The following is a 12,935-nucleotide window of genomic DNA, read 5'->3' as shown; positions in this document are numbered from 1 at the left end:
AATAAAGGTGATTCATTATTCTGTTTTCTTCGTGCTCTCTGTGTGATTTAGAGGCTTCTAGTAAGGTATTTAGTTAAACAGGTGAGTAACCTTAAGCGTCTCTTGGTAACCCTTTTTCAATCGCTTTAATCAAACGATTGTTCAATCTATCGGTAACAATAGGGATTTGCATTGTATGTTGTTCTAATGCCCAATCGATATGCTCATTTAATAAATCAGAATCGCTTTCTAATCGTTTGTTGTTAAGTGATTCTACAACAGCTGGGCTTGAAGGTGCGTTACCTAACGCGACCGCAATATTACGCAACCAACGTTCATAACCGATTCGACGAATTGGTGAGCCTTCGGTATTACTTAAAAACTGCGCTTCAGTCCAAGAAAACAGATCCAGTAACGGTTGTTTTTCAAGTTGATGGCGTGCTTGGTAGTCTTGCTCTTGTGTGGTATTTGCAAAGCGATTCCACGGGCAGATAAGTTGGCAATCATCACAACCATAAATTCGATTACCAATCGCTTTACGAAATTCAACCGGAATAGCGCCTTGTAATTCGATGGTTAAATAAGAGATACAGCGTCGACCATCAACCACATAAGGTGCCACAATGGCCTGCGTCGGGCATATCTTGATACAAGCAACACATTGTCCGCATTTTTCTTCAACCGGTTTATCAACGGGTAATGGCAGGTCTATCATTAACTCACCGATAAAAAACCATGAGCCATTTTTAGCATCAATTAATAGTGAGTGCTTACCTGTCCAGCCAAGGCCTGCCTTTTCAGCTAGAGGACGCTCTAAAACAGGAGCGCTATCCACAAAAGGGCGATAACCCAACTTGCCGACTTGCTCCTCAATTTTTTGACCGAGTTGTTTTAAGCGTTTACGTATCACTTTATGGTAATCACGACCCAGTGCATAACGACTAATATACGCGTTGTCTTTATTTTTAAGCGTACGTGCAAATTGGGCGTTGTCTGGCAGGTAATCCATGCGCACTGAAATAACGCGTAATGTGCCTGGATGAAGTTCAGCAGGGCGCGCGCGTTTCATGCCATGCTTTTCCATATAATCCATTTCACCGTGATATTTATTGTCTAACCACTGTTGTAATTTAGCTTCATGTTGCTTGAGATCGATATCTGAGATACCCACTTGCTGAAAACCTAGCGCTTTTCCCCAGAGCTTGATATTTTCAGATAACTGAATTAAATCGATGTCCTGATGATTAAATGTTTCATCGGGCGTAATTTTCTCAACCATTATTTTCTCTTTCTTACAATTATGTGTAATACCAATTGGAGTGCTACTTATTCTTATTGGCATAAATAGGACAAGAATATGTTTTCTGACCAGATAAAAATCAAATGCAGTTTACCACACTCTTTATATCGTGCTCAGCAGATAAAAGACTTTGCAGGGCTAGCGGCTGAACAAGCAAGTACCAGTTTATACGGGTTAATGAACCGTGCCGGTCAAGCCTGTTATGACGTTTTTAAGTCTCATTTTCCTGAGGCTAAAAATGTATTGGTACTAACAGGAGAGGGCAGTAACGGCGGTGATGGTTATATATTTGCCGCCATAGCAAAAGAGTCTGGCTTGCAGGTACAGCTTTGCCAAGTGGGGGATGCGAGTGAATTAACCGGTGATGCCGCTGAAGCGCGTAATGCGTGGCGCGTTGAGCAGGGAATTATCGATGGCATCGAACAAGCTGACTTTGATAAAGCGGATGTTATTGTTGATGCTTTGTTAGGCACTGGATTATTAGGCACGGTACGTGCGGAGTATCAGCGTTTAATTCATAAAATGAATCAAACAGGCAAACCCATATTAAGTGTGGATATTCCATCGGGTTTAAATCCAGATACTGGTGCCATTAAAGAGGTTGCCGTAAACGCACAGGTTACTGTGTGTTTTGTTGGTTTAAAACAAGGTTTGTTTACCGGTCGTTCTGCGGAATATTGTGGTGAAATCTACTTTTCATGCTTAGGTGTCGAAAAGGAATTTAAGGCTTTATGTCAAAGTACGGTATCACGTGTCACGTATTCGGATGTTAGCCATTATTTACAACCTCGTTCGCGTACTAGCCATAAAGGTTTCTTTGGTAAAACATTGGTTATCGGTGGCAATGTTGGTATGCCCGGTGCTGCTCGATTAGCTTCAGAGGCTGCGCTACGTTGTGGTTCTGGTCTAGTGAAAGTATTAACCTTGCCTGAGAACTTATTAACGGTGCTTTCTGGTCGACCTGAGTTAATGGGCGAAGGTGTCGATATTGAACGCTTTGATGGTGGCGCCATTCGTGATTGGGCGACTGTGCTGACTATCGGGCCGGGTCTGGGCACTGACTTATGGGGGAAGACATTGCTTGATTATGTGTTAGCTAGCGAATTACCCACGGTGGTTGACGCCGATGCGTTAAATTTATTAGTGGATAATCCAACATGGAAAGATAATTGGATTTTAACGCCACATCCAGGCGAAGCCGCGACACTATTAGGCTGTTCGATTAATCAAATAGAGAACGATCGTTTCAGTGCAGTGCGTAATCTGCAACGTAGTTTTGGTGGTGTTGTGGTCTTGAAAGGCGCGGGTACGCTGATTTGTGATGGTAAACAGGTCTACGTAAAAAATGTTGGAAACCCCGGAATGGCAAGTGGTGGCATGGGGGATATACTTTCTGGTATCATTGCTGGATTATTAGCACAGGGTTTAGATTCGCTACAAGCCTCTATTTTAGGGGTATCTATCCATGGTTTGGCCGCTGACGCTGCTGCTAAGTCCGATGAGCGAGGCCTACTCGCCAGTGATCTTTTTCCATATATCAGGAAGTTAGTTAACCCATAATGACTAAAACGTTAATAGAAAACTTTACAGAAAAATTAATCGACGCGGATCAAACCGTTGCTTTTGGTGGTCGTTTAAGTGCCGCTTGTGACAAAGCAACGTGTATTTATTTACACGGCAACTTAGGCGCAGGAAAAACCACATTAACACGTGGTTTTATTCAAGGCTTAGGTCATGTGGGTAATGTTAAAAGCCCAACCTATACGCTTGTTGAACCTTATGAATTAGCGACGTGGAATGTTTATCATTTTGATTTATATCGTTTAGGTGATCCCGAAGAACTAGAGTTCATGGGTATTCGTGACTATTTTTCTGACAACAGCCACTGTTTAGTTGAATGGCCTGAACGTGGTGAAGGCGTTTTACCCTTAGCGGATATTGATTTAACCTTACGTTATGATGGCGAAGAGCGTGTCATTGAATTGCAAGCAAACACAGAAACAGGCAAACAAGTTTTACAAAAATTATGAAATTAAGTCGCGATATTTTTATTAACATATTTTTCATCATCACGTTTTGGGTATTAGCGGTTAGCACTGTGCAAGCCAATCAACTCAAAAGTGTGCGTGCGTGGCCTTCTCCTGATAATACCCGCGTTGTATTAGATCTCAGTAGTAAACCTAATTACGAGATCCATTATCTGAAAAAACCGAACCGTCTAGTGATTGATATTAAATCGACTAAGAGTTCGGTTAATTTAAAAAAATTGTCGCATCAAGGCCCATTGGTTAAAAACCTACGCGAAAGTGCGAGTAATAATAAAAGCACTTTCCGCTTAGTAGTCGACTTGAAACAAGCCAGTAAAGCTAAAATATTTACCCTGCCACCAGCAAAACCTTACGGTCATCGTTTGGTGATCGACTTACCCCATAAAGCGCCAGCTAAAAGGCCAAAGAGCAAACAACCTCAAGCCATTGTGCAATCGGGCGTGGCGGGCCGAGATGTCATTATTGCTATCGATGCCGGACATGGTGGTGAAGACCCTGGGGCATTAGGTAAGTTTAGTTACGAAAAAAACATCACCTTACAAATCGCTAAACGCCTACAAAGACGTGTTAATCAACAACCGGGTATGCGTGGTTTTTTAATTCGTACTGGCGATTATTACGTTAATCTCAATAAACGCTCTGAATTAGCCTTCAAAGGAAAAGCAGACTTTTTAGTCTCGATTCACGCCGATGGATTTACCTCAAGCCAACCAAGTGGTGCGTCGGTATGGATACTTTCTGATCGCCGTGCAAACTCTGAAATGGGTCGCCGTATAGAGCGCCACGAAGTGCATTCTGAGTTACTCGGTGGTAAAGGTGAGTCAAGTGATAGCGCAAGCAGTGTGCCATTTTTGAATAAAGTGTTTTTTGATATGTCTAAAGCCAATTCGATGCAAGTAGGCTCGGATGTTGGTAATTTAGTGGTAAAAGAATTAAAACAGATAACCAAATTACATAAAAAGAAACCAGTGGGTGCCAGCTTAGCGGTACTTAAATCACCTTATATCCCTTCAATTTTGGTTGAAGCGGGTTTTATTACCAATCACCGTGAAGAGCGTTTACTCAATCAAGCGGAATATCAGAACAAGGTAGCAACAGCCGTCTTTAAAGGGATTTATAGACACTTTAGAGAATCGCCACCTCATGACTCGTTATTTGCGCAAAAAAAACGTGTTATCAAACATACGGTGCGTAGTGGCGAGTCGTTGTCTATTCTGGCCTCGCGTTATAGCGTCAGTAGCAGTGAGTTAAAATCACATAACCGCTTAAAATCAAAGAATCTGCGTATTGGTCAGGTATTAAAAATCCCGTCTAACTATCTGCTTGTTGTGAAACGAGATGCAAAACCGGTTGTGCCGGTTCAAACATCAGTATTAAGCCAAGCTAAAGTGCACAAAGTGAAAAGTGGAGAGTCGCTTTCAGTTATTGCTAAGCGTTATGGTTCAACAACAACCGCGCTTAAAAAATACAATAATTTACGTTCTACGTCTTTAGCCGTTGGGCAAAAAATAAAAATCCCGCAGCAGGGTGTTAGACAAACCGTTACCACTAAAGCCACTGTGTATAAAGTCCGTGCAGGCGACTCGTTGTCGATGATTGCTAAGCATCACGGAAAAAGTACCAGTGAACTTAAACGTTATAACAAGTTACGTTCAACGTCATTATCGGTTGGCCAGAAAATAAAGATTCCGGGTAGCACTTATCAAGTGACTCAGAGCGCAGTTAAAGCGCCCGCTAAGGTTATTAAACCGACAGTACATAAAGTGAAAAGTGGTGAGTCGTTATCTGTGATTGCTAAGCGTTACGGTAAAACAACCTCTGAGCTAAAAAGTTATAATAAGTTACGTTCAACATCGCTAGCGGTTGGCCAGAAGATAAAGATTCCGGGAAGCGGTTCTCAAGTGGCTCAACGTTCAGTTAAAGCGCCTGCTAAGGTCATCAAACCGACAGTACATAAAGTGAAAAGTGGCGAGTCATTGTCTGTGATTGCTAAGCGTTATGGCAAAACAACCAGTGAGCTAAAACGTTATAACAAATTACGTTCAACATCGTTAGCGGTTGGCCAGAAGATAAAAATTCCGGGTAGCGGTGCTCAAGTGGCGCAGCGTGCAGTTAAAGCGCCTGCTAAGGTCGCCAAAGCAACGACTCATAAAGTGAAAAGTGGCGAGTCATTGTCAGTGATTGCCAAGCGTTATGGCAAAACCACTAATGAGTTAAAAACGTATAACAAGTTACGCTCAACATCACTTTCAATCGGTCAAAAAATTAAAATACCGGGTAGTGGTTATGTGGCTAAAACACAAAACAAATCAAACCGAGCAAGGGTTCATAAAGTGCGTAGTGGCGAGTCACTATCGGTGATTGCTGCACGTTATAACACCAGCTCTTCGGTATTAAAGAAACATAACAACTTACGTTCTACGACACTGTCAGTGGGTCAGAAAATTAAAATCCCCGCTGGAGCGAGTAAATTAACAACGCATAAAGTGCGTAGTGGTGAGTCATTATCTGTGATTGCTAAGCGTTATGGCACTACGGCGTCACAAATTAAATCAATGAATAAACTGCGTTCAAGTTCGCTGGCCATTGGACAGCTACTGACTATCCCTACGACTTAAATTTTCTGGATCCCACACACATGGCTATTCAAATTTTACCCGCTCGTCTTGCTAACCAAATTGCAGCGGGCGAGGTAGTCGAGCGTCCCGCTTCGGTGGTCAAAGAGTTAATCGAAAATAGCTTAGATGCGGGTGCAACACGTATTGAGATTGATATCGAAAAGGGTGGTGCGAAATGTATTCGTATCAAAGATAACGGCTCAGGGGTATGCAAAGACCAATTAACCTTAGCGCTAAGTCGCCATGCCACCAGTAAAATTAGCCATCTTGATGATTTAGAAGCGATTGTCAGCCTAGGGTTTCGTGGTGAAGCGCTGGCTAGTATCAGCTCAGTTTCTCGTTTAACTTTTACTTCCAAACCTAGCGATCAAGAACAAGCTTGGCAAGCGGTTGCCGAAGGGCGAGATATGCAGGTTAATATCCAACCTGCTGCACATCCACAGGGCACGACGGTTGAAGTATTAGACTTGTTTTTTAATACCCCCGCACGACGTCGTTTTTTAAAAACAGAAAAAACAGAATTCCAACATATTGACGAATTGATTCGTCGCATTGCCTTAAGCTCTTTTGAAATCGGTTTTGTGTTAAAACACAATGGTAAAGTGATTCGCCAATATCGAGCAGCACAGACGGCAACACAAATAGATAAACGCTTAGCCGCTATTTGTAGTGAGAGCTTTGTGAAAAGTGCACTTGCCTTTGAAAGCGAAGGTTTTGAAGATGAAAAGTCGCCACTAAAAATATCAGGTTGGATCTCCGACAGGCTTTCACCGCGCCTTTTAGGTGATGTGCAATTTTGTTATATTAATGGGCGCATGATCCGCGATAAATTGGTTAATCATGCCATTAAGCAAGCCTATGCACGATTATTACCTGACGGACAATTCCCCGGTTATGTTATCTATATTAATTGCCCTGCGGATCAGGTTGATGTCAATGTGCATCCATCAAAGCATGAAGTACGTTTTCATCAGGCGCGTTGGGTACATGACTATATCGTGAGTACGTTAGCGACAACGCTCAACAGCGAAAGTGCAAACGAGGCGCATCAACGCGCAGAGCATGGTTATCAACCCGCAATGCTTTCTTTGCCTGAAGCTAATACCAATGCCCATATCCATACGAATACCAACATTCCTATCAATGAAAATAGTCCGACAGACTTTACGCAACCTATCAATACCGTCACTGAGTCTGGGCCTTCTATCAATCAGCACATGGGAAATCATGCTGGGAGTAGTAGCAACAGTGGTACTGGCAGTAATAGTGGGGCTGGTGCGAGTCGACAACCGGCTTATCGACCGAGTTATCAGGCTGCACCATTAGACGATAAACAAGTGAATGCGTATTGTGATTTTGTCAGTGAAGCGCATCAGCCTTTAGCTGCCTCAGCTATAAATACACAACAAGCGCATTTTGAGGTGATTAATTTAATTAAAAATAAATACGCATTAATCAAATTGACCTCGCAAAAAGAGCTGATATTAGTCTCATTAAGTGCCACCTCTCGTTACCTTGAACAACAACAGTTAATGGATGCTTGGCAATATGGCGAAGTAATATCACAGCCTTTATTATTGCCTGTGCGTATTGAGGTTGATGAGTTTACTTTACAGATTAGCGAACGCTTCAGCATGTTATTTACACGTTTTGGTTTTAGCTTTAAAAAGCAGGGCAGCAAGCTCATTATTAGTAAAGTCCCTGCACTGCTTCGTCAGGCGCCTATCGCAAAAGTATTGCCACTTTTGTTTGGTTATCTGCGCGATCTTAATGCCAATAGTAGTACCAGCACAGAGACGGAAATGAGTGAACAACAAGTCAGTCATTTTTGTTCTTTTATGGTGAAACAATTAAATAAAGACAAGCTTTTCGACATAAGCGAAATAAAACCTTTATTAGTCTCATTTTCAGAGGCATCCTTGCTCGCGCAAGAGTCGCTCTATATCAGACCCGACTTATCACTTTTATTACAAGGTTTTTCAGATGAATAATTTCCCAACGGTTCTTTTTTTAATGGGGCCAACGGCATCAGGGAAAACAGATCTGGCTATTCGTTTAGCCACTGAATGCAACTGTGAAATTATCAGTGTGGATTCAGCGCTGATTTATAAACAAATGGATATTGGTACAGCAAAACCAACGATTGAAGAACTGGACAAAGCACCACATGCTTTAGTCAATATTATCGACCCGTTAGCCGCCTATTCAGCCGGTGACTTTCGTGATGATGCCATCCGTTTAATGCATGAAATTATCGGCCGTGGAAAAACGCCCATCTTAGTCGGTGGCACTATGCTTTATTACAAAGCATTAGTGGATGGTTTATCGCCATTACCCAGTGCAAATCCCGCTATTCGCGAAGCCCTTGAAAAAGAGGCATCGGAATTTGGTTGGCAACATATGCACGACCAACTAGCAGAGATAGATCCTGTTTCAGCAAAACGTATTCATGTTAATGACCCACAGCGTTTATCACGTGCGCTTGAGGTTTACCGAATTTCAGGTCAAAGCATGACGCAATTAACTGAGGTGAAAAGTGATCCATTACCTTTTAATTTCAAACAATTTGCCATCGCACCGAGTGACAAAAAGGTGTTACATGAACGTATCGAACGCCGTTTTAACCTGATGTTAGCGGCGGGTTTTGAACAAGAAGTTGAACGTTTACGTGCACGTGGTGACTTACATTTAGATTTACCGTCAATGCGTTGTGTGGGTTATCGACAAATGTGGGAATATCTCGACGGTAAAATGGACCATGAAGAGATGATATTTCGTGGTGTTGTTGCAACAAGGCAACTTGCAAAGCGTCAAATGACTTGGCTTCGTGGCTGGAAAACGGAGATCACTTGGCTTGAAAGTAGCGACGAAAGTAATTTTGATAAATGTAAATCCGAGTTAGGTTAGGTTACCGTCTTTTACTCACTATCTACCGATTGGGTCAGAAAGTGTTACTGATCAAAAATTTAACATTCAAATCGGTTTTTATTTAATCATTGTTTATACTGGTTTCACTAAAAATTAATAATAAAAATAATTAGGGAATGACGATGGCTAAAGGACAATCATTACAAGACCCATTCTTGAATACATTACGTAAAGAGCGTATTCCGGTGGCAATTTATTTAGTAAATGGCATTAAACTTCAGGGACAAATTGAATCATTTGATCAGTTTGTTATTTTACTGAAAAATACAGTCAGTCAGATGGTCTACAAACATGCTATTTCGACGGTTGTGCCTGCGCGTTCAGTGCCAACTATTCCACATGTTGAACAGTAAAATAAATAATTAGATAAACTTCTGGCTTGCCTTCTGATATATATCGGAGCAAGCCATTTTTTTAGCCCAAATTAAATCCTCTATGGTAGGATGATTGCTCACTATTTTTCATTTTTTGGAGCGTTATATAATTGTTTGATCGTTATGAAGCCGGTGAACAGGCTGTTTTAGTTCATATCACTTTTTCTGATGACGAAAAGAAAGAAGACCTCGACGAACTTAAATTATTAGTAAGTTCAGCAGGCGTTGCAACCATCGGTGTTGTAACGGGTCCGCGTAAAGTCCCTAGTGCACGTTATTTTGTAGGATCGGGTAAAGCACAAGAAGTTGCCGATACCGTACAAACATTAGGTGCTAATGTTGTCATCTTTAATCACTCACTCACTCCTGCTCAACAACGTAATTTAGAAGCGCTTTGCCAATGTTTAGTGCTTGATAGAACGGCGCTTATTTTAGATATTTTTGCACAACGCGCACGTACCTACGAAGGTAAATTACAGGTTGAATTGGCACAGTTACGATTCATGTCAACACGCCTTATTCGTGGCTGGACTCATCTTGATAAACAAAAAGGTGGTGTCGGCATGCGTGGTCCTGGTGAAACACAGCTGGAATCCGATAGACGTTTATTAAGCGCAAGAATTACTGCGATTAAAGGACGTTTAGCAAAAGTTGCCAAACAACGTGATCAAGGCCGTCGTGCGCGTCAACGTGCAGAAGTACCAACGGTTTCATTAGTCGGTTATACCAATGCCGGAAAATCAACGATATTCAATCAGATAACCAATGCGGGCGTCTATGCTGCCGATCAGCTTTTTGCCACATTAGACCCCACATTACGCCAGATTGACGTTGAAGATGTGGGTAACTGTATTCTTGCAGATACGGTAGGTTTTGTTCGTCATCTTCCGCATGACTTGGTGGCTGCATTTAAAGCGACATTACAAGAAACACGTGAAGCGACTTTGCTATTACACGTAGTGGATTGCTCAGATGAAAACTACCGTGAAAATATTGATGCCGTGCAAATCGTCTTAACGGATATTGACGCCGGTGATGTGCCCCAGTTAACGATTATGAATAAAATTGATGCACTGGATGATGTGTCTCCACATATTGATTTTGATGAACAGGGAAAACCAACACGTGTTTGGTTGTCTGCGCAAACCGGTGAGGGCGTGCCATTATTGTTTGAAGCATTAACGGCGCATCTCTCTGGTCAAATACGTGCGTTACAGATGGCATTGCCCCCAGCACAAGGGAAATTGCGCGCTGCGTTTTATACATTAAACTGTATTGAAAACGAAAGTTACGCTGAAAATGGAGATTGTTTGTTAGATATTCGCATCAATAATGTCGACTTATCACGCTTACGAAAACAGTTTGACGGTGCGCTTGAAGCCTGTATTGTACAAAATAAATAATAACATAATATGTCATAGTAGCTTTATTCTTGTTAAGATCATTGCTACATTAATATTTCTAATTTAATCACTTAAATATCGAGGGCTAAAATGGCTTGGATGGCTTGGAATGAACCGGGTAAAGATGGTAAAAAAGATCAAGACCCGTGGCAAAATGGCGATAAAAAGAAAAATGAACAGGGACCACCTGATCTAGATGTTGTGTTTCAAAAACTCGCTGACTTGTTCGGTGGATTATTTGGTAAAAAACCTTCATCAGGCAGTGGTAACAATAAGAGCGGTGGCGGTAAATTTGTTGTGATTGCTGTTGTTGCCTTGTTATTTGTCGTTTGGTTTGTCAGTGGCTGGTACACAGTGAAAGAATCAGATCGTGGTGTTGTACTACGTTTTGGCGCTTACCATAGTCAAGTTGAACCTGGATTACATTGGAATCCAAAGTTTATTGATAACATCATTCCGATCAACGTTGAAGCGTTCCGTACTATGCCAACAACGGGTTTCATGCTGACTGAAGATGAAAACATTGTGACCGTAGCAATGGAAGTTCAATACCGTATCGTTGCCCCTGAAAAGTATCTATTTAGCGTAACTAACGCTGACAACAGCTTGTTACAAGCATTAGATAGCTCATTACGTTTTGTTGTTGGTCATTCAAGTATGGATGATGTATTAACAACGGGTCGTGAAGTGGTACGCCAAGATACATGGGAAATGGTTGATAAAATCATTGCTCCTTATGATTTAGGTATTGAAATTGTAGATGTAAATTTACAACAAACACGTCCGCCAGAGCAGGTTAAAGAAGCCTTTGATGATGCAATCGCAGCACAAGAAGATGAAGAACGTTTTGTACGTGAAGCGGAAGCTTATGAACGTGAGAAAGAGCCAATTGCACGTGGTCAGGTAAAACGTATCGAGCAACAAGCACAAGCTTATAGCGAAGGTGTTGTTTTAAAAGCGCAGGGTGAAGTCGCACGTTTCAATAATTTATTACCTGAATATCAAGCATTCCCAGAAGTGACACGCCAACGTATTTATATCGAAACAATGGAGTCGATATTGGTTAATAGCTCTAAAGTGCTAATTGATAATAAAGCAGGTGGTAACTTAACGTTTTTACCACTAGACAAACTAATGAGTAAAGGTACAACACCAAAAGCGGCTTATTCAACTGAAATTGAGACGCGTTCTCGTGCAGATGAGAAAGCAGATAAAGATGAGCGTTCGTCGACGAGTGATAGATTTTCTCGTAGTAGCCGCAGTAGCGGGAGAGAGTAATTATGAATAAATTATTAATTTTACCAGTCTTACTATTTTTAGCGTTTATCAGTAGTGCCTTTGTTGTATCTGAAGGGCAAAGCGGTATCGTGATGCAGTTTAGTAAAGTAAAACGTGATGCAGAAGGTAAACCCGTTGTTTACCCAGCTGGATTACATTTTAAAGTCCCTATGATCGATTCTGTTCGTATCATGGATACACGTATTCAGACACTTGATGATCAAGCAGATCGTTTTGTTACTTCTGAGAAAAAAGATTTAATCATCGATTCTTACGTGAAGTGGCAGATTGAGGATTTAGCGGTTTATTACCTAGCAACAGGTGGTAATAAAATGCAAGCTGAAGCATTACTAAAACGTAAAATAAATAATGGTCTGCGTAACGAAATTGGTTCGCATACGATTAAAGAGATCGTTTCCGGCAAACGTGGTGAAGTGATGGAAACAGCACTTAAACGCATGGCACGTTCATCTGAACTGGGTATCAAAGTGGTTGATGTTCGCATCAAAAAAATCAACTTACCCGATGAAGTCAGTAACAGTGTTTACAAGCGTATGCGTGCTGAACGTCAAGCGGTAGCAAGGGAGCATCGTTCGCAAGGCCAAGAAAAATCTGAAGTGATTCGTGCAAATATAGATCGCAAGGTATCGATTATGCTAGCACAAGCAAATAAAAGCTCTTTAGAGGTCCGTGGTGAAGGAGATGCACAGTCTTCTAAGATATATGCGGACTCATATTCACAAGATACTGACTTTTTTGCCTTCTTACGTAGTATGAAAGCATACGAAAAAAGCTTTTCTGGTAAAGATGATGTAATGGTATTAAGTCCTGACTCTGAGTTCTTTAAGTTTATGAATTCTAAAGGTTAATATTTGTTTTGCGGTGAAAAGGGCGAACTATTCGCCCTTTTTTTTCGCCTGAAATTTAAACTAAAGCTCATTTAATGATTAAAGAGATTGATCAAGGTAATTAATGTTTGCTAAAATCCCCGCTTAATTCGCTAGAGA

Annotated in this window: 10 protein-coding genes; 9 read left to right on the top strand and 1 reads right to left on the bottom strand. The window is 41.4% G+C overall.

The window, feature by feature from the left end:
• Positions 1–91: 91 nt before the first annotated feature.
• On the bottom strand, positions 92–1,258 hold the full coding sequence (gene queG / locus CXF74_RS01140; protein WP_101080562.1) for a tRNA epoxyqueuosine(34) reductase QueG: 1,167 nt from the start codon (positions 1,256–1,258) through the stop codon (positions 92–94).
• 78 nt (positions 1,259–1,336) lie between these two features.
• Between queG and CXF74_RS01135 the strand changes: the two genes are divergently transcribed.
• The 9 genes from CXF74_RS01135 to hflC all read left to right on the top strand — a co-directional run bounded on the left by CXF74_RS01135 (position 1,337) and on the right by hflC (position 12,797).
• Positions 1,337–2,839, top strand: coding sequence for an NAD(P)H-hydrate dehydratase (locus CXF74_RS01135; protein ID WP_101080561.1), 1,503 nt, complete (start codon positions 1,337–1,339; stop codon positions 2,837–2,839).
• Complete coding sequence (tsaE, locus tag CXF74_RS01130) at positions 2,839–3,309, top strand: tRNA (adenosine(37)-N6)-threonylcarbamoyltransferase complex ATPase subunit type 1 TsaE (RefSeq protein WP_101080560.1); 471 nt, start codon at positions 2,839–2,841, stop codon at positions 3,307–3,309. Before CXF74_RS01135 ends, tsaE begins: the two co-directional genes overlap by 1 nt.
• A complete protein-coding gene (locus CXF74_RS22965; protein ID WP_332870261.1) occupies positions 3,306–5,945 on the top strand; it encodes a LysM peptidoglycan-binding domain-containing protein in 2,640 nt (879 codons plus the stop codon). The genes tsaE and CXF74_RS22965 overlap by 4 nt, the downstream gene beginning before the upstream one ends.
• Before the next feature lie 20 nt (positions 5,946–5,965).
• On the top strand, positions 5,966–7,936 hold the full coding sequence (gene mutL / locus CXF74_RS01100; RefSeq protein ID WP_101080559.1) for a DNA mismatch repair endonuclease MutL: 1,971 nt from the start codon (positions 5,966–5,968) through the stop codon (positions 7,934–7,936).
• The gene (miaA, locus tag CXF74_RS01095; RefSeq protein ID WP_101080558.1) at positions 7,929–8,852 is read left to right on the top strand and encodes a tRNA (adenosine(37)-N6)-dimethylallyltransferase MiaA; all 924 of its coding nucleotides are present in this window, start codon (positions 7,929–7,931) and stop codon (positions 8,850–8,852) included. Before mutL ends, miaA begins: the two co-directional genes overlap by 8 nt.
• A gap of 143 nt (positions 8,853–8,995) precedes the next feature.
• Entirely contained in the window at positions 8,996–9,226 is a 231-nt protein-coding gene (gene hfq, locus CXF74_RS01090) for an RNA chaperone Hfq (RefSeq protein WP_101080557.1), read from the top strand.
• Between the two features lie 131 nt (positions 9,227–9,357).
• Positions 9,358–10,650, top strand: coding sequence for a ribosome rescue GTPase HflX (gene hflX / locus CXF74_RS01085; protein ID WP_101080556.1), 1,293 nt, complete (start codon positions 9,358–9,360; stop codon positions 10,648–10,650).
• Positions 10,651–10,749: 99 nt separating this feature from the next.
• Positions 10,750–11,928 carry an FtsH protease activity modulator HflK gene (hflK, locus tag CXF74_RS01080; protein WP_101080626.1) on the top strand — a complete coding sequence of 393 codons (1,179 nt, stop codon included), beginning with the start codon at positions 10,750–10,752 and terminating at the stop codon, positions 11,926–11,928.
• A gap of 2 nt (positions 11,929–11,930) precedes the next feature.
• On the top strand, positions 11,931–12,797 hold the full coding sequence (hflC, locus tag CXF74_RS01075) for a protease modulator HflC (protein ID WP_101080555.1): 867 nt from the start codon (positions 11,931–11,933) through the stop codon (positions 12,795–12,797).
• The last annotated feature ends 138 nt before the right edge of the window (positions 12,798–12,935 follow it).

Source organism: Psychromonas sp. Urea-02u-13 (assembly GCF_002835995.1).
Classification (GTDB): Bacteria; Pseudomonadota; Gammaproteobacteria; order Enterobacterales; family Psychromonadaceae; genus Psychromonas.
This window is presented reverse-complemented; position numbering and strand designations above follow the sequence as displayed.

Coding starts and splice junctions, on each gene's coding strand:
- CXF74_RS01135 (WP_101080561.1), top strand. CDS start 1,337: ATGTTTTCTGACCAGATAAAAATCAAATGCAGTTTACCACACTCTTTA.
- hflC (WP_101080555.1), top strand. CDS start 11,931: ATGAATAAATTATTAATTTTACCAGTCTTACTATTTTTAGCGTTTATC.
- hfq (WP_101080557.1), top strand. CDS start 8,996: ATGGCTAAAGGACAATCATTACAAGACCCATTCTTGAATACATTACGT.
- tsaE (WP_101080560.1), top strand. CDS start 2,839: ATGACTAAAACGTTAATAGAAAACTTTACAGAAAAATTAATCGACGCG.
- mutL (WP_101080559.1), top strand. CDS start 5,966: ATGGCTATTCAAATTTTACCCGCTCGTCTTGCTAACCAAATTGCAGCG.
- queG (WP_101080562.1), bottom strand. CDS start 1,258: ATGGTTGAGAAAATTACGCCCGATGAAACATTTAATCATCAGGACATC.
- miaA (WP_101080558.1), top strand. CDS start 7,929: ATGAATAATTTCCCAACGGTTCTTTTTTTAATGGGGCCAACGGCATCA.
- hflK (WP_101080626.1), top strand. CDS start 10,750: ATGGCTTGGAATGAACCGGGTAAAGATGGTAAAAAAGATCAAGACCCG.
- CXF74_RS22965 (WP_332870261.1), top strand. CDS start 3,306: ATGAAATTAAGTCGCGATATTTTTATTAACATATTTTTCATCATCACG.